Source organism: Dactylosporangium sp. CA-092794, from assembly GCF_050948465.1.
Lineage (GTDB): Bacteria > Actinomycetota > Actinomycetes > Mycobacteriales > Micromonosporaceae > Dactylosporangium.
This window is the reverse complement of record NZ_CP192044.1, coordinates 12,694,156-12,710,611: the sequence shown is the minus strand read 5'-3', so window position 1 is coordinate 12,710,611 and position 16,456 is coordinate 12,694,156. Positions and strand designations below refer to the sequence as shown.

Sequence of the window (16,456 nt, the reverse complement as noted above, 5' to 3'; positions counted from 1 at the left end):
CCGGTGCGCGATAGCGCCCGGCTTCTTGGGGGTCATGCCGGCGGCAAGGAACGGTTGCGGCCCAACCGGGGCGTCACCGCAGGCGACGACGGGCTCCCGGGAAGCGTCGGGTCGCCGGCCGTGCGGGCGGCGCGGTTATGCGTGCGGCGGGCCTCGACCTGCTCGGGCTCGCGGATCAGCAACTCGGCCGGGGTGCAGTCGAGGACTGTGCAGATCACGTCCAGGTCGTCCAGCCGGATCGTGGTCGGTGTCGTGGTCCACAACGCCGACATCTTGCCCGCGCTGATCTCGAGCCCGTACTCGGCGAGGCGTCGGCGCATCTCGGTGGACTTCCAGATGCCGCGCTCGGCGGCCTTCAACCGCAGGTTCCAGCGCATCGGTTCACCCTCCGAGCCCGGTCAGGCGGGCGGCGACTCGGTGATTGGCCTGCGCCCACGCCTGCTCGATGTGTTCGTCATGAACATGGATATACCGGGTGGTAGTGGACAGCCAGGAGTGGCCGAGCAACTCCTGCACGGCCTTGAGGTCCACGCCCCGCGCGTACAGCGACGACGCGCAGAAGTGCCGCAAGCCGTGCGGCGTCAACCGGCCCTGCCAGGAGGGCAGCCACCGCGCGACGGCGTCGGCCAGGCCGGTGCGCAGCGCGTTGGCTCCTGCCCGCATGCACCGCCCGCTGTGCCGGTCGCGGCGTTCGCTGGGCAGCAGAGGCGCGTCGGGGTCGGCCCAGTCGCCGCCGAACTGGTGCCGGACATCGGTCAGCCACCAGGTGAGCAGATCGTCGACCGCGTTGATCGCCGGGACCAGCCGCGTCTTCGGCCCTCGGCCGCCGCTGCCCTTACCGAACCGCACGTGCAGCTTGCCCAACTCGCCGACGTCCGGCCGCCAGTCACGGATGTCGAGCATTGCGGTCTCGGTGATACGCAACCCGGCCCGCCGCCACAGCGAGGCCGCCAGATAGTCCCGGGCCGCCGGCAGGAACTTCCGCGCGTGCGGCAAGGACTCCCGCCAGCCGGTGAACAACTGCTCGACCTCCGCCTCGGCCGGCGGCACCCGCGGTACGTCGTGGTACGGCTTGCTCGGCCGGTTGAACTCGTCGATCGGCTGGCTGACCAGGTACCCGGTCAACGCGTGAATGTCGCCCTGGTACCGCAGGACCAGGAACTCGAAGAACTGCCGCAGAAAACTCGCCTTGCTGAACAAGGTGCTCTGCGCCTGCCGCTGCTCGGCACGCAGCCACGCCAGGTACCGGTCCGCGTCGGCCGACTCCGCCGTCCACACCGGACGACCGAGGTGCCGGATGAAGTCGAACAGCGTGCTCCGTTGATGGGAGATGTGATGATCGGTGATCCCCGCCGCCGCCATAGCGAGGGCGTACTGGTCGACCAACTCCTGCTCGAAGTCCTCGATCTCCTGCTGACTGCTCAGCTGCCGAGGCGATCGAATCGACCGAACCACAGCCAGCCCCACGCTCGCACCTCAGTTCGCCGAAGGACCGAATACCTCAAAGATCGAAGCGATCCTTCAGGAATCCCGACCAAACGTCAACATCGATACGCGATCGAGGAAACCCATGACGACCAGGTCAGCAGTTCAGGGACGCGGCGGAAGCCGGAAAGAACTCAAGAGTTGGCTGACAGTCTGAAGCCATGCCGACACCTGCCATCACCGCCACCCCGCCGGCAACAGCGCGCCCTGCGGCTAGGACGGCGCTGACCCGGCTGCTGGGCGACGACCAGGGCGCCGTCGCGGTGACGCTCCTGGTCACCGGCATGATCGTCATCGTCTCCGCCGCCGCGCTGCTCGGCGGCGGGGCCCTGTTCGCCGCCCGGGCGCACGGCTACGACCTGGCCCAGTCCGCCGCCCGCGCCGGCGCGCAGCAGATCGACACGGCGGCCTACCGCGCCTCGGGGGTGCTGCGGCTGGACCCGGCCCGCGCCGCGCAGGCCGCCAAACAGTTCCTCGCCGCTGCCGACGCCACCGGCACGGTGCAGGTGACCGGCGCGCGGATCACGGTGACCGCCACCAGTCACCAGGCCACACCGATGCTCAAGCCGTTCGGCATCACCGACATCACGGTCACCTCGACGGCATCGGCCACCCCGACCACCGGCCCACCGGCCTGACCCCTCTTGCTGGAGCGCGTTGTGATGCTGATGCACCGGCTCGGCCGCCTGATCGTCCGGGCGGCCAGTCTGCTGACCACGCTCGCCCTGCTCGCCGGGCTTCCCACCGCGCTGGCCTTCTTCGTCGGCTGGCCCCTACCACGCCATGTCCCCACCAAATGGGCCGGCTGGGCACACGTACTCACCGGCGGGTTCCCCGACACCGCAGTGATCAACCTGCTCGCCGTGGCGCTGTGGCTGGTCTGGGCCGCGTTCTGCTACAGCCTCGCCGGGGAGATCGCCGCCGCCCGCCGCGGCCGGCCCGCCCGGCAGGTCAAAGGCATCTCCCCGCTGCAGGCCCTCGCGGCGCTGCTGGTCGCCGGCATGTCCGCCGGCCCGGCCGCCGCGTCCGCCGCGCTGGTCCTCCCACCCGCCGTCGTCACAACCGTCGCACCGCCGCCGGTCACCGCCGCAGCAACCACGACGGCACCAACGCCAGCCGGCGGCTCGCTCACCCAGACCAGCCTGCCCTGGCTGACCGTCACAACCGGGCACCAACCCGCCCAGCCGATCACCGCGACGAACCTGCCGTCCCGCCCGACAACCACCACAAACGGCGCTGCCATGACCGGGCTGCCGCGGTTCGCCCTGGCCGCGCAGACCGGCCCGCTGACCGTCGCGGCCGGCGGCCAGCACTACACCGTCACCGTCCACCGCGGCGACACCCTGTGGGACCTCGCCGGGGCGTGGCTGGGCGACCCGCACCGCTGGCCCGAGATCTACCACCTCAACGCCGACCGCTACGACCAGCACGGCCGCATGCACCACGGCGACCACATCGAACCAACCTGGGTGCTCACCCTGCCCGACGACGCCACCCCGCCACCCGGCGCCCGACCCGGCAACCCACCGCAGCAACAGCCAGGTACCCAGACCCAGCCCAGCCCCGGACAATCCACAGCTCCCGCACCGTCCACAAACCCCACACCATCGGCCACCGCCACACCCTCATCCGCAACCTCGGCCGCATCCGCCACGCCCAGCGCCACCGCATCCCCAGCTGCGCCCAGCGCCACCGCGTCGGCGACCACCGACCCGGACGGTGTCGTCGGCCCGCCACCGGCCGGCACGGGCTCCGCGTCGACGGCCACCTCCCCGTCACCGTCGGCCAGCAGCGACCCGGCACCCACCCGCAGCCCGGCGACACCGAGCCGACCCCACGGGGTCGAGCTGCCCGGCGGCAGCTGGCTGGACATGGGCCTCGCCACCGCGATCATCGCCGCCGTCGCCCTCGTCTGGGCCCACCGGCGACGCCGCTACACGCTCCGCCCACCCTCCCCGGACCTGCGGCTGGACGACCCCGACGTGGCGCCGATGCCGCCGGTGGTCCAGCAGATCCGCCGCCGGCTGCGCCGTGCCGAACACGACGCCGCCGCGAGGCAGCGCGACCCCGCCGACGCCGCCCCACTCGACCTGCTTACAGACGAGGACGAGACCCTCGAGCATGCGCACCTGCTCGCCCGCGACGACACCGACGCGGACGCCGACATGGCACTCGAACCGGACGGCGAGGACGTCGACGAAGACGCCGTGGAGGACAACAACGAGGACGAGGACGACGAGTTCCTGACGTTGCCGACCGGCTCGGACGCGACCGGCGAGCAGGCACCGGCCGCGGTGCGCCCGGTGGTGCCGTCGCTGGCGCATCCCCTGGTCGCGGTGTGGCCGCCCGCCGGTCTCGGGCTCACCGGTCCCGGCGCCGAGGCCGCCGCCCGCGGGTTCCTGGCCGCCGGGCTCGCGGCCGGCGGACTGGACGAGCCGGACGAGCGCAGCTGGGTAGTGATGCCCTCGGCGACCGCCGCGACCCTGCTCGGCGCCGACGCGGTCGCCCTGCCGTACACGCCACGGCTGACCGTCACCGGCGGACTCGACGAGGCCCTCGATCTGCTCGAGGCGCAGACCCTGCACCGCAGCCGCATCGTCTACGCCCACGAGGTCGACACCGTCGCCGAACTGCGTGCCGCCGACCCGACCGAAGAACCGCTGCCACCGATCCTGCTGCTGGCCGACGCGACCACCCGCCACCAGCGCACCCGCATCGCCGCGCTACTGGCCCAGGGTCAGCGCCTGGACATCCACGGCGTGCTGCTCGGCGCTTGGCCCGACGGCAACACCGTGGTCGTCGCCGCGGACGGCACCACCAGCCCGGCCGACGGGGAAGGCGCCCGGCACGGCCACCACCCCGCCGACATCGGCCGACTGGCCATCCTCACCCCGACCGAGACCAGCGACCTGCTGGCCACCCTCGCCGAGTCGCACACCGGAGCGCCGCAGGCGCCCGCACCCGTCGAGCCGGCCGCGCAGCAGTCCACCCCCGCCTCGACAGCCGCGCCGCACCACGGCACCCCCGCGCACGCGACAAGCGCCCCGGAGCCGACCGATCCCGCAGCTGCACCGGACGCGAACCTCGAAGATCCGCCCGGCGAGCAGGCCACCGTCTCCGGGAGCAACGACGCACGCATCGACGGCAGCGCCCTCCCGGACGCGGCGACCGATGCTGCCGCTGAACCGGTTGTCCCGGCTCAAGCCGTCGAAGCCGGCCACCCCGGCAGCGTAGAGGCCGACGCGGCCGTCGAGGCGCAGCCGACCACACGCCCGGCCGCAGATGCCGGCAACGACGCGGAGGACGAGGACGGCGACGCGGCCGACGACGATGCGGCGGAGGAACCGGACGCCGGCGACGACGCCGATGCGGGTCCGGGCCGGGTCGAGGTGACGGTGCTCGGTTCGGCGGGGATCGTCGATGTGCCGCCTGGGCCGACGCTGCGGAAGAAGTCCGCCGAGGTGCTGGTGTATCTGGCCGTCCACGACGGCGACGCGTCCGCCGAGGCGATCCTCGACGACGTGATGCCCGACGCCCCGTCCAAGAAGGCACCCGGCCGGCTGTACACGTACGTGTCCAACCTGCGCACGGTCATGCGCCACACCGGCGGCCGCGGCACCTACATCACCCATCCCGGCCAGCGGTACGTGCTCAACACCGACGCCGTCGATGTGGACCTGTGGCGGATGCGCGCCGCGATCCGCGACGCCGACCAGGCCACCGACCCGCAGGACCGGCTCGCGGCGCTGCGCCGGGCCGTGGACACCTACGGCGGGCCGCTGGCCGACGGCGCCGACTACGAGTGGATCGAGCCTTACCGCGAAGCCGTCCGCGTGCAGGCCCTCGATGCATTCCTCGCACTAGCCGAGGCCCTCGCCGACAAACCGGCCGAGCAGATCGCCGTGGTGGAGGCGGCGATCCGCCACAACCCGTACACCGAACAGCTGTACCAGCAGGCCATGCGGGCCCGAGCCACCCTCGGGCACCTCGACGCGATCCGAACGTTGCGCCGGACGCTGACCCGCGCGCTCGGCGACATCGACGCCGAACCCAGCGACGAAACCATCGCCCTGGCCGACGAGCTGGTCGCCCAGGCGCAACGCGCCGGCCGGCGCCCCGAGCTGCGGCCGGCACCCCGGCCCGGCGACGGAGCCGCCGCATGACCGCGACAACGCCCCCGGCCCCCGACCTCAGCCGGAACGTCGCGGCGGCCGGCGGCGCCGACACCGACGCGACGTACCTGCGCCGTCTGCGGTGGGCGGTGCGGGCAGTGCTCACCCTCGGTGTCACTGCGTCGATCGCCGCGAACGTGCTGCACGCGCGGCCCAACCTGGTCAGCCAGATCATCGCCGCCTGGCCGCCGCTGGCGCTGCTGCTGACCGTCGAACTCATCTCCCGGGTTCCCGCGGACCGGCGCTGGCTGGCCAACCTGCGGTTGCTGGCCGCCGCCGTCATCGCCGGCATCGCCGCCTGGGTCTCCTACTGGCACATGGCCGGCGTCGCCGCCCGCTACGGCGAGACCGACGCCGGCGCCTCCCACCTGCTACCCCTGTCCGTCGACGGCCTCGTCGTCGTGGCCAGCATCAGCCTGGTCGAAATCGCCGGACGCATCCGCACCGCCACTATGCAGCCGTCCCCCGCCACCATGCCGGCGCCCTCCCCACCTCCCGACCTGCCGGCCACCGACCCCGTGGCGGCCTCACCCCCGGAGGCCGCCACGGCCAGCCCATCAGTGCCCGCAGTGCCCGCAGCGCCGCAGCCCGCCGCCGCCACCGTCGCCGTCGCCGTCATCGACGACTCGACCGCTGACTCCGGCCTCGGCCACGCCATCACGGCGGCCCACGCCGCACCGGGCATGATGCGGGACCAACCGGCGCAGCCAGCAGCAGGGGGCGTCGACGACCACCATCAGACAGGCCGGCCCGACCACGCGCTGCCCGACAGGACCGCGACGCCGCCCGAACCGGGCGCTGGCAGCGCGACGGCGCCGACCACCGATGACCTGAAGGCCGCCGACGCTGAACCGCCGGGAGTCGATCGCCGACCGGCCAGCGCCGACGACATCGCGCAGCGCCCGACTGCCCTGCCCGGCCCGAACAGCGACCAGCCGCCGAACCCGGCACCGTCGCCGGACGGATCGGGCGACGGCGAGCCCAACCTGGACGTCGACGACGACGGCCGCAGCGGCCGGAACGGGCACGACGCCGAGGCCGTCGTGCCGTCCGACACGCCGGCGGCGGTCGCCTACTGGCACCACCGCGACCCGTCGCTGCACCCCGCCGACATCGCGGCCAAGATCGGCCGGTCCGAGCGCACCGTTCGCCGGTACTGGCCCCCATCACGGGCGACCAACGGCCACGAGGCGAGCGACCTCGCCGAGCAACTGCGCGCGTCCTGAACCAGACGCTTGGTCTGCGCCCAATCCGCATGCCTACGTCGCCCTCGGGAGGGTGATCGCGTCTGGTGGTGCGAGCAGGCAGGCCATGCCGCGGTGGGAACTGGCCATACGCGATGAAGGAGGTCTGCTGCTAGGCTCCGTGTGGGCAGTCTGGACTGCCCCACTCCGAGCCTGAGTCCCCACGCGACGATGGCGCAGAGGACAACGGTGGCCGATCCAGAAAAGCGCAGTACCTGTCGGACCGAGATCTCTCATGACGCAGGGCTGGCAGGCGTGGGTTGCACAGTCCGGAGCAGAGTTGAGATGACCTCCGACAACCACACCCATGATCGCGAGCTCCAACAGGATGCGCGCGCGTGGGCAGATTTCACCGGTACGAAGTACACCGCCGCGCTGCGGCAGATGGGCTCCCCTCTGGCCCAGGGACTCCTCGGCGAGCGGGTCAGCGCCCGGCACCTGATCGCCACCCTCGACCAGCACGCCGTGATCGGCGCGCGCGGCGGTTCGCCCCGCCTCGGCGAGAACGGCTTCCGCTCGGAAGCGACCTGGCGCTTCGATCGTGAGACCGACTTCATCGAACTCGCGCTCATCACGGACATGCTGCGAATGTTCACGCCTATCCCGGACTCCGCGACGCCGGAGGTGGGCAGCTACTCCTTGAAGCACACCGCAGAAGAGTTCCTCGCCCCGCACTGCTCCTACGTGTCCAACGGCCGCTTGATCTGGGCGGCGGCAGCGCTGGGGCTCCCGGTCGCCGATCCCGGCGGCTCCGGGCCGAATCTCTTGATCGGTGTACCGGAGCGCGAGCACGACTACGTGCGCCGGATGACCGGCTCAGGGCAGACCCGGCCGAAGGCCGACCATCACCGCCCCGCCGGATACGAATACCTGCAGTCCGCGCTCGCGCGGGCGGCAGCGGGTGAGCGGATCGCGGGCGCCTGGGTCCGGCCGGCTCCCGTAGCCGTGTCAGCTCCGTTTCACGACTGGCTGGTCCTGCAGGTCGGCCGTAACGACGTCATCGGCGACCTCGCGGGTGACTACGTTGCGGGTGTGCGAGACAGCGACCACCGTGTCGCCCGCACCCCCGACGAGCTGCTGGCGATCTTCCATGTCGTTGCGCACTCGCCCGAGGCGTACGACGCCGTGGTGAGCGCGATCGCGGAGTGGATGAGGACCGTGCCGTCTGCAGCACCCGTGCGCACCGAGCCGATCCGTGGAGGCGAGCACGACCACGGGGGCTGGGGCGCTGGCGCAGGCACCGTGGAGCGCTACGAGTACCGGTGTCCCTGCGGTGACGGCGCGATCGTCGAGGAGCATGACAACGTACCGGGCTTCCGGGAGCACGACGTGCGGATCGACTGCTCCAAGTGCGACGTGGAGTGGGCCTTTGTCGGGGGTAGGTCCGTGCGGGATTGGGGCCTGCAGCCCGTGGCCGTGAACGCCACGACCTGACAGGGCGTCCCGGTACGTGATGCGGCTGGCGTGATCTGCGTGGCGTCGGTACCCCGAACGGCGCCGCCTTCCGGCTGTGCCTAAACGACAAAAAGGCCCTTGTTCTTGCTCTTGGCTCGGCGGCCCAAGGCCGCCGAGCCAAGATGCCCGCCGCGAAACCGGATTTGGGCAGCGAAGCGCAGACCGCCGGGTTCGACGGCGCGGTGGACTTGCGGGAAGCCGGACGCCCTTGGGCGTTTCCGGCTACGCCGCGGGAGGGGGCGTCTGCCGGATTACGGTCGAGCGATCTGGGGCTGGACGTGCGGGTCCGTGCTGTAACCGGCATCCCAGGGGAATCGGCCTTGCGGGTCGGGCCATATCACCTGCAGCAGGCGGACCTGCTCGCGTCCGTAGCGGGCGATCGCCACACCGGGCAGCAGGTCGTCGGTGGGTTCGCCCTCGACGAGGACGGCCTCGTAGCCGGCGATGAGGTCGCTGATGCGCTGGCCGTGGCTGAAGCGTTCGGCCTTGTCGTACACCCGTGCGGCCAGGTCGTTGAGTAGGTCGTGCGCGATCTCGGGCGGCAGCCCGGCGATGAGCAGTTCCGGGTAGCCGTGGGCGGTCAGTCCGACGGTGTAGGCGAACGGGGTCGCGGTGTCGGGCTCGTCGTCGGTGGGCAGGATGTGTATGACCGCCCAGCCGACCGTGTCGATGATCTTTTCCTGACGTTGCAGGAAGTCGCCGATGTCCGGCACGGACTTTCTCCTTCGAATCGGTGCCGCGCTGGCTGTCGTGGTGATGATCGCGGCGCTCGGGATGCAGTCGTTCGGATGGGCCGGGGTCGGATAGCGGTGCTTCGACCAGGGCCAAGTGTCGCTCGCACCGCTGAAGATGCCAGGTGGTGACCGGCTGCCCAGACGGGTCGGGTCCGTCGTAGCGGTGTGTGGCCGGTGGCCCGAGCCGTGTCGCTGGCTGGTGACTGTCGGGCTGCGCGGGGCCACCAGCGTCGATCGCGACGACTGGGACGCCGCCCGGCGGCGCGGTCGGAGCTAGTCGCCTTCGCCGTCATGACCGTCGGTGGCGGGAGCGGCGACGGTGGCGGCGAGGTGCATCGGCACGATCACACAGTCGACGTCGGCGTCCGGGAAGCTGGCTGGCTCCCAGGCCAGGGCCGTCGTGTGGTTGGGGAAGGGGCCGACCGCGGCGAGGCGGTGGCGCTGCTGGTCGAGCAGCAGCAGCGCGGTCTGCGCAGGCCCGGAGGGCGCGGCGAGGGTGGAGGCTGCGGGGGTCTGCTGGTGCAGGGGTCGCCACGCGTCGTCGGGTGGCAGGTCGCCGCGGCCGGGGTGGTGCAGTGGCAGCGGCAGGTTGGCGGCGACGGACGGGTCAGTCGTTGCCAGGGCGGGGGCGTGCGCGGCGGCAGCGGCCTCGCCGCCGAACGGGCCGCCGAACGGGCCGCCGAACGGGCCGCCGAACGGGCCGTGGACGTGCAGTGTGCCGTCGCGGTGCAGTATGAGCAGGGCGTGTGCGTGGCTGGCTTCGATTGAGTCGAGCAGGGCGATGGTGACCGCGTCGCCGGTGGCGAGGTCGTAGAGGGTGAGCAGGACCGGGCGGCCGTCGTCGCGGGTCCAGGCGACGGTGTGCAGGTGCTCGCTGCCGGCGGTAAGTAGCCGCCGGTAGGCGTGGTTATCGGTGTTGAAGGGATAGCCGGTGTCGGCGTGGAATTGCATCGGTGGTGCTTCCTTCCGAACGAGCTGGTCGGTTCTGCCCGGCGGCGTCTGGCGGGCAGGGGGCCTGGTTGGGACATGTGGATGCTGGGTGCTGGCTGGATGCCGCCGGTCCAGCGGAACGGACCGGCGGCATCACGCAAGCCACGCTTCACGCGCCGGGGCAGGTCAAGTCACGCCGTCGCGGTGTCAGGCGTGCGCGGCCAGGGCCGCGGTGGCGGCGCGGGCGATGAGTTGCCCGGAGCGGGCGGGATCGGTGAGGGTGACTTGTTGTCCGCCGGTCAGCGGTGTGGAACCGGGCGGGGCGAGCCAGAGCAGGGCGCAGCCGGCCCGCAGGAGCCGGTCGAGGCGTTGCTGCCCGGCGAGTTTCTCCTCGCCGGTGAACTCGCCGTCGCTGACCACCACGAGCAGCCGCGCCCCGGCGCGCGGGTTGGCCAGGTCGAGCGCGCCGTCGAGGGCGTCGACGGCGAGCGGGAATCCGGCGGTGTCGCCTTCTTCGTCGAACAGCCGGACTTGTGCCGGTGGCTGCCCGGGTTGGGTGACCGGGGTGACGTACTGGCCGAAGGTGATGGTGGCGCTGGTGCCGCCGGCCCAGGCGGTGGCCTGGGCGGTGATCCACGCGGCGGAGGCGATCGGCCCGGCGAACGCCGACACCGATGGGGACACGTCGGCGCAGATGCCGACCTGGATCGGCGGGTTCGGGTGGCGGCGGCGTTCGGTGCGCCGCCACGGCTCGGCGGTGGGCTGCTGGCCCATCGCGCGTTGCGCGTCGGCGTTCATGGCCGCGCGGGCCCGCAGCCGTCCCGGCGGGGTCGGCGCCGCGACGATCGTCTCGGTCGGTTCCCGGTGCGCTGCCGCGCGCAGGGCCCGGGCGAGCTGCCGCGCGGCGGCGCGTTCGGCCTCGGTGGCGGGCCTGGTGGACGGCGTCGGCGGGTTGCGGCGCACCCCGCTGGAACGGCCGCTGCCGGGCCCGACGCCGCCCGGGTTGCTGAACACCTTCGCGCCGGCCGCGTTCGCCCGCGTCTGGGCCTTCGATTCGGCGTCGCGGGCGGCGGCCTGCTGCGCGGCGCGTTGCGCGGCCTCGGCTTTGGCTTTGGCGTCCTCGCCGTCGTGGTCGGCGACGATCACCACGACCTGACCGGCGGCCCTGCGCAGCGTTCCGCCACCGGCCGGGCTGCCACCTTGGCCATCACCGGGGCCACCGCCGGGTGTGCCGGACCCGCCGCCTGCCGGGCCGCCGAGCGGCGGGATGCTGGTGTCGTCGGGTTTGATTCCGAGGACTGCGCACCAGCGGCGGCCGAGCTCGACCATGGCGTCGGTGTCGAAGTCGTCGGTGGCGTGGGCCTGCCGCCAGATCTCGGTGAGCCGGTCCAGCCGCGCCGGGCCCAGGATCTTCACGACCGCGTCGCGGACGGGTTCGACCTCGTCCGGGTCCAGGACGCCGGCGTCGGCGCGGGCCAGCACGAGCGCAGCGGTGCCGGCGGCCGACCACAGGTCATCGGTGGTCGGCACGTCAGCGAGCAGGATCTTCGTTGAGGCGGCGCGCAACCATCGGCGGTCGCCGGGCCGGCGGCGGACCTGGGCGGCCTCGATCCGCGACTCCTCCAGGACCGTGGCGGCTTCGGCGGCGGCCGGTTCGCCGGTGCCGAAGTCCCAGCAGGTGTGCTGGCCGTGCGCGGCCTCGTGGACCAGCAGCCCCCACAGCACCGGAAACTGCTCGCGGGCGTCCGGGTCGTCGGGGTCGATGCCGTTGAGGTCGCAGTCGAGGTATGTGCCGTCGATCTCGACGCAGGCCTGTTCGCGGATGAGGCAGGCGGGGGCGCCGTGCCCGGCGCCGGGTTCGCAGACCACGATCAGGTCGGCCCGGCCGGCCACCGGCGCGATCTGGGCGGTCAATGCGGCCGACAGCCGCAACCAGCCCGCGTCGGCGGGGGCGGCCGGGGCGGGCGCGTCGGGGTCGGGGTTGAGGTGCTTGCCGCTGCTGGCGGGTGGGTTCGTCGCCGTTGTCATGGTCGTCACCTGGCCGTTCACAGCTGCTTGCCGAGCGCGAGCGGCTCGACCGTGTTGGCGAAGGCGGCCTTGATGGCCTTGACCACGGCGTCGCGGTCCTCGACCGGTGCGACACCGACGAGGTTGGCCAGCGCCGTGTCGACGCCGAGCACGTCGGTGATCTTCTTGAAGGCGAGCAACTCGCGGAGCTGGGGTGCCCAGCCGATGTCGCCGGAGTCGAACCGGGTGGCCAGGTTCCGGGCGGCGCGGACCATCCTGGCGTCGACGCCGAGGGCGGCGGCGAGGTCGTAGTCGGTGGACACCTTGACCTGCGCGGAGAAGCGGGAGGCGAGGGCTTCGGTGAGGACCGCGCCGTGCACGCCGGGGTTGTGCCCGGCGGCCACGTAGAAGCCCGACCTGGCGGTGATCACCTTGCCTGCGTGGGCCTTGAGGATGATCTGCCGGCGGCCGTCCATCGCCGGGTACACCACGGCGAGGACTTTCGGGGCGATGAGGGTGGCGTCGTCGATGAACAGCACCCCACCGGCCTCCATCGCGCGGGGCAGCGGGCCGGGAATGAATTCGTAGCCGCCGGTGTCGGTGGGCACGTAGTCGCCGATGATGTCGCCGACGGTGGTGTCGCCGTCCCCGGGCACCGTGTACAGCTCTTGGCCGAAGGCGGCCTCGATCAGGCTGGTCTTGCCGGTGCCGGGCGGCCCGTACAGCAGGACCGGCACCTCGGCGGTGCGCAGGTCGCGCAGGACGTCGACGTCGGTGCGCTTGGCCAGCCGCCGCGGGTAGTACAGCTGCCCGTTGGGCCGGCGTACCGGGCCGGTGGTGCCTTTGGGCTGTGCCGGTGCCGCCGTGGGCCGGGCGACCGGCGTGCCGGTCGTGGCAGGGGCGGGTGCCGGGCGGGCGGTGGGTGCCTGCGGTGCGGGCGGTGCGACCGGCGGGATCGGGGCGGGGCCGGGGTTGGCGCGGTGTTCGGCCAGTCCGGCGGTGGTGACGGCGAACTGCGAGACGGTCTTGGTGGCGTGGCCGAGCTCGACGAGCCGGTCGCAGGCCTGCCCGACGGCGCCGGTGGAGCGGCCGTGCAACTGCCGGGCGATCTCGCCGATGTTCAGCGCCTTGCCGGAGTTGGCGGCCAGCACGCCGAGGACCTGGGCCTGCAGCTCACCGGGGCGCAGCCGGGGAAGCCCGGTGACCGGGTTGACGGCGGTGGCCGCGCCGGTCGGCGTGGTCATCGCCGGTGTCCTCGTGTAGTCGGTGGGGTGTGGGCCGCGAACAGGACTACCGGCCGGTCCGGCGGTCGGCAAGTCGCCTGCGGCGGCGGCCGTGACCGGGTCGGTGGGGTGGGCTGGGTGCACGTCTGGGTGCATCGGTGTTCCTCCATGAGGCATGGAGGTGGCCCCAGCCGCGTCCGGCAGGGGCCACCTCGAGGGGCAAGGTGGCGGCCTGCCGGAGCCGGTCAGCCGTTGCGGTGGCTGACGGGCCGGCGGGCTGCCGGACGGGCGCCCACGGGCGCCGGGCGGACGAGCGGTCTCGCGCCCGCCGTGGCGGATCACGCGAGACGGTGCGGATACGGCAACTGCTGAGGTAGAGCCGGTTGGCGCTACCGGTGGGGGCCGATGCGGGTCGGTACCGCTTCGATGCGCAGCGCGGTGATGGCCGCGGTGACGGCGTCGGCGACGTCGGTGAAGACGGCGGCGTGGGCGCCGCCGTCGGTGTAGAGCGGGAAGTCGACCCGCTGCTGGCGGTTGTGGACCCGCACCCCCCAGCCAGACACGGCGTCCTCGCCGCTGCCGGTGTTGGGCAGCAGGTAGGCGGTGGCGTCTACCAGCGCGGTGGGCGGGTCAATCGCCACGGTGTGCGTGGCGCCGCTGATCGCCTGATGGCTGCTGGCCCTCCAGCCGGCGGGGAGCAGCTGCCGCACGTGCGGCAGGACCGCGGCGGTGACCCGCGCGGAGGCCGCGATGACGGCTCGGGCCGCGTCGGCTCGGGCGTCGGCTTCCTGCTGCGCCGGGCCCGGCCCGGCAGGGTCCTGTGTCGGTGTCATGGCGTCGTCGCCTCGTCAACCGGTGGCGTGGTCCACCGGTGCAGGGTGACGGTCGCGGCGGCCGGGCCGTCGCCGTGCGGGTGCAGCAGCTCGCAGGCGGCGCCGATCCGGTCGCACCAGCCGTCAGGGAACCGGTCGGTGTCCAGGACGATGTCCCAGGCGTCGTACGCGTCGGTCGGGCCGCCGCCGGCGCTGACGCCGCCGGTGACGTAGGCGTCCACGCCCCCGCTGCCGTCGTCGGTGTCGGCGGGGTTGTCGAAGCGGAACCGAGCCACGTCGCGGCCGGTCAGGGACGCGGCGAATTCGTCGAGCAGCCGGTGCAGCCGGTGTTCGGCGGCGGCCCGCAGTGTCGCGGCGTGCCGGGTCAGGTTCTCCTCGGTCCAGTCTTCGGGGTCGATGGGGCTGTCGTCGCTGATCCAGTCTTCGTCGAGCAGGATCCGCAGGTCGTCGACGGTGGCGTTGCGGCACAGGACCGTGACGGTGGTCTTGGCGGCGGCCAGGTCCACGCAGGTGCCGGTGGGGAGGTACAGGTCGCGTAGGTACATGTCGGAGCCCATGGGGGAACCTCCTGTCAGCTGTTCGGGTCGAGGGGTTGAGCGGGCTCGGTGAGGGTGCCGGGCACGGTGAACCAGGAGGCGCCGGTCCAGATCTGCCACAGCTCGTCCGGGCCGCGGGTGAGGGTGTGGCCGAGCTCCAGCACCTCCTGCAGGTCGCGCGGGGAGGGCGTGATCGGTCGCGTGGCGCGGATGGCGCCGTCGGCGTCGATCAGCCGGGCCAGGGTGCCGCCGGCCGTCTCCGCCGCGCGGATCGCCTCGCCGATCTGCGCTTCGACAACCAGCGCGTCGAGGACCTGCTGCACCGAGGCCGGTTCGCCGAAACGGCGGCTGGCGGCGGCGTAGTCGGCCATGCGCTGCCAGCCCCACCGGTCCGGGCTGCTGGCCAGGTCGGTGTCCCCGCCGTTGCCGTCGTTGTGGATGCCGCCGACCGGCTCACCGTCGAGGGTCAGGGTGGCGGTGTACGCCGGCCCGTTGTGCGTCGGTGTCGTGTGCAGGTCGGTGACCTTCAGCCGGTCGTGCGGCACCCGCAGGCCGGTGTGCGGCAGCTGGACCCACTGCTGGGCCTCGTCCGGCGGGGGTAGCTCGCCGACGATGCGGTCGCAGGCGTACGGGTCGACGGCCTCCCAGCACCAGTTCCAGCCCATCACCACGTACCGGCCGTCGCCGTCGGGGGTGATGCGTTCGATCGCCTCCGGGTCGTCGTACTGGGCGCGCTGGTCGGCGACGATGACGTCGCCGTCGAAGCGCAGGTCGGTCAGCTCCGCGTTGACGCGCTGGTCGATGTCCTCGCCGCTCAGGCCCTGGCCGCGGTAGGACTCGCGCAGTTCGCGGCGGTGTTCCTGCTGGTCGGCGACGATCGCCTCGGCCACCTGCCGGGTGCAGGAGAACACCGCCCAGCCGTTCCAGCGGTCGATCAGCGTGCCGACGAACCCGACCGCGATGCGGTCGGCGCCGTCGTCGTCGACGGCCCAGGACCAGTCGCCGGCGAACACCCCGACCCGGCCGATCCGTACCCGGTCCGGGTGCAGGTGGGACACGTCGGTACCGGTGGGGCTGGTCGCCAGCCGGCACAGCTCGGTGACCCGCTCGAGCACCGCGGTGTCGAACGCCTCCTGGGACGCGGCGATGGTGGCCTTACGCTGGGCGTCGGTCAGTTCCCGCCAGTGCGGTGCCTGAGCTGGCGCGGCGTCATGCGCGGCCTCGGTGTAGCGGACCTCGGCGCTGTCCCGGCCGTCATGCCACCGCGGCGGCGGGGTGAACGTCGGCAGCCCGTCGAGCACGGCCGGGTCTTCGTCGTCGATGCCGGCCAGGATCCGCCGGGCGGCGCGGCGGACGTCGCCGGTGGCCCGGCCGCCGATGGTGTCTTGGGCCCACCATTCGGCGACCCCGCGGCCCGCCTCGGCGCCCGCGGCGCGCAGCCGCTCGAGGGCGGCGGTCCACCCGTCGACGCCTTCGGACGGCCGCGCGACTGCCTCGGCGCTATCGAGCAGTGTGATGCGGTCGCCGGCGTCCAGGCACATCGCCAGCGTCGAGCCGCTGTCCCAGTTGATGTGGACGATGCTGCGCTGCTCGTCGTGGTGGCGGACGGTGCCGGCGGCGCCGGGCCGCAGATCGGTGTACGGGTCGCTGGTGCGGACCAGCACGACGCGCTGGCCCGGTTGGTAGATGGTCACGGTGCTCTCCTGTTCGGTTGCGTCGGATCGGTACTGCGGGTTGCGTTGGGCCGCGCCGCGGCGTGCACTGCGCGGCCTGCGGCGCTTGGCGTGAGCCGCGCGCGGGGGATGGTGTCGGGGCATCCGCCCGGGGCGTGCCACCG

The 16,456-nt window shown here is 73.0% G+C and carries 12 protein-coding genes and 1 pseudogene; 4 read left to right on the top strand and 9 right to left on the bottom strand.

The features are described from left to right. Positions 1 to 32: 32 nt before the first annotated feature. Together ACQPXD_RS55115 and ACQPXD_RS55110 are read right to left on the bottom strand one after the other, a co-directional pair. Positions 33 to 377 (bottom strand): helix-turn-helix domain-containing protein, encoded by a 345-nt coding sequence (locus ACQPXD_RS55115; RefSeq protein ID WP_432833045.1) that lies wholly within the window; start codon positions 375 to 377, stop codon positions 33 to 35. A 4-nt stretch (positions 378 to 381) separates the two neighbouring features. Beyond that, complete coding sequence (locus ACQPXD_RS55110; RefSeq protein WP_432833044.1) at positions 382 to 1,467, bottom strand: tyrosine-type recombinase/integrase; 1,086 nt, start codon at positions 1,465 to 1,467, stop codon at positions 382 to 384. A 179-nt stretch (positions 1,468 to 1,646) separates the two neighbouring features. On the opposite strand from ACQPXD_RS55110, the gene ACQPXD_RS55105 reads away from it, so the two are divergent. The 4 genes from ACQPXD_RS55105 (at position 1,647) to ACQPXD_RS55090 (ending at position 8,335) form a co-directional block, all read left to right on the top strand. Further along, a complete protein-coding gene (locus ACQPXD_RS55105) occupies positions 1,647 to 2,123 on the top strand; it encodes a hypothetical protein (RefSeq protein WP_432833042.1) in 477 nt (158 codons plus the stop codon). Positions 2,124 to 2,147: 24 nt separating this feature from the next. Then, a complete protein-coding gene (locus ACQPXD_RS55100) occupies positions 2,148 to 5,648 on the top strand; it encodes a BTAD domain-containing putative transcriptional regulator (protein ID WP_432844320.1) in 3,501 nt (1,166 codons plus the stop codon). Further along, on the top strand, positions 5,645 to 6,883 hold the full coding sequence (locus ACQPXD_RS55095) for a DUF2637 domain-containing protein (RefSeq protein ID WP_432833040.1): 1,239 nt from the start codon (positions 5,645 to 5,647) through the stop codon (positions 6,881 to 6,883). Before ACQPXD_RS55100 ends, ACQPXD_RS55095 begins: the two co-directional genes overlap by 4 nt. A 303-nt stretch (positions 6,884 to 7,186) precedes the next feature. Then, positions 7,187 to 8,335 (top strand): hypothetical protein, encoded by a 1,149-nt coding sequence (locus tag ACQPXD_RS55090; protein WP_432833038.1) that lies wholly within the window; start codon positions 7,187 to 7,189, stop codon positions 8,333 to 8,335. Positions 8,336 to 8,607: 272 nt separating this feature from the next. Here ACQPXD_RS55090 and ACQPXD_RS55085 read toward each other — a convergent pair whose 3' ends face one another. The 7 genes and pseudogenes from ACQPXD_RS55085 to ACQPXD_RS55055 all read right to left on the bottom strand — a co-directional run. Beyond that, positions 8,608 to 9,069: a DUF4262 domain-containing protein gene (locus ACQPXD_RS55085; RefSeq protein ID WP_432833036.1), complete on the bottom strand. Its 462-nt coding sequence runs from the start codon at positions 9,067 to 9,069 to the stop codon at positions 8,608 to 8,610. 294 nt (positions 9,070 to 9,363) lie between these two features. Next, complete coding sequence (locus tag ACQPXD_RS55080) at positions 9,364 to 10,041, bottom strand: hypothetical protein (RefSeq protein ID WP_432833034.1); 678 nt, start codon at positions 10,039 to 10,041, stop codon at positions 9,364 to 9,366. Between the two features lie 186 nt (positions 10,042 to 10,227). After that, a complete protein-coding gene (locus tag ACQPXD_RS55075) occupies positions 10,228 to 12,048 on the bottom strand; it encodes a VWA domain-containing protein (protein ID WP_432833032.1) in 1,821 nt (606 codons plus the stop codon). A gap of 17 nt (positions 12,049 to 12,065) precedes the next feature. Further along, complete coding sequence (locus ACQPXD_RS55070) at positions 12,066 to 13,271, bottom strand: AAA family ATPase (protein ID WP_432833030.1); 1,206 nt, start codon at positions 13,269 to 13,271, stop codon at positions 12,066 to 12,068. A gap of 368 nt (positions 13,272 to 13,639) precedes the next feature. Further along, positions 13,640 to 14,083 (bottom strand): hypothetical protein, encoded by a 444-nt coding sequence (locus ACQPXD_RS55065; protein WP_432833028.1) that lies wholly within the window; start codon positions 14,081 to 14,083, stop codon positions 13,640 to 13,642. Further along, positions 14,080 to 14,640, bottom strand: coding sequence for a hypothetical protein (locus ACQPXD_RS55060; RefSeq protein ID WP_432833026.1), 561 nt, complete (start codon positions 14,638 to 14,640; stop codon positions 14,080 to 14,082). Before ACQPXD_RS55060 ends, ACQPXD_RS55065 begins: the two co-directional genes overlap by 4 nt. A gap of 575 nt (positions 14,641 to 15,215) precedes the next feature. After that, positions 15,216 to 16,313 (bottom strand): annotated as a pseudogene (locus tag ACQPXD_RS55055) (DUF4314 domain-containing protein); the annotation flags it as partial. Between the last annotated feature and the right edge of the window lie 143 nt (positions 16,314 to 16,456).

What these genes read in the sequence shown, in the direction of transcription:
- ACQPXD_RS55080 (WP_432833034.1), bottom strand. Translation starts at nt 10,041, where the DNA reads ATGCAATTCCACGCCGACACCGGCTATCCCTTCAACACCGATAACCAC.
- ACQPXD_RS55075 (WP_432833032.1), bottom strand. Translation starts at nt 12,048, where the DNA reads ATGACAACGGCGACGAACCCACCCGCCAGCAGCGGCAAGCACCTCAAC.
- ACQPXD_RS55105 (WP_432833042.1), top strand. Translation starts at nt 1,647, where the DNA reads ATGCCGACACCTGCCATCACCGCCACCCCGCCGGCAACAGCGCGCCCT.
- ACQPXD_RS55060 (WP_432833026.1), bottom strand. Translation starts at nt 14,640, where the DNA reads ATGGGCTCCGACATGTACCTACGCGACCTGTACCTCCCCACCGGCACC.
- ACQPXD_RS55090 (WP_432833038.1), top strand. Translation starts at nt 7,187, where the DNA reads ATGACCTCCGACAACCACACCCATGATCGCGAGCTCCAACAGGATGCG.
- ACQPXD_RS55070 (WP_432833030.1), bottom strand. Translation starts at nt 13,271, where the DNA reads ATGACCACGCCGACCGGCGCGGCCACCGCCGTCAACCCGGTCACCGGG.
- ACQPXD_RS55115 (WP_432833045.1), bottom strand. Translation starts at nt 377, where the DNA reads ATGCGCTGGAACCTGCGGTTGAAGGCCGCCGAGCGCGGCATCTGGAAG.
- ACQPXD_RS55065 (WP_432833028.1), bottom strand. Translation starts at nt 14,083, where the DNA reads ATGACACCGACACAGGACCCTGCCGGGCCGGGCCCGGCGCAGCAGGAA.
- ACQPXD_RS55095 (WP_432833040.1), top strand. Translation starts at nt 5,645, where the DNA reads ATGACCGCGACAACGCCCCCGGCCCCCGACCTCAGCCGGAACGTCGCG.
- ACQPXD_RS55100 (WP_432844320.1), top strand. Translation starts at nt 2,148, where the DNA reads ATGCTGATGCACCGGCTCGGCCGCCTGATCGTCCGGGCGGCCAGTCTG.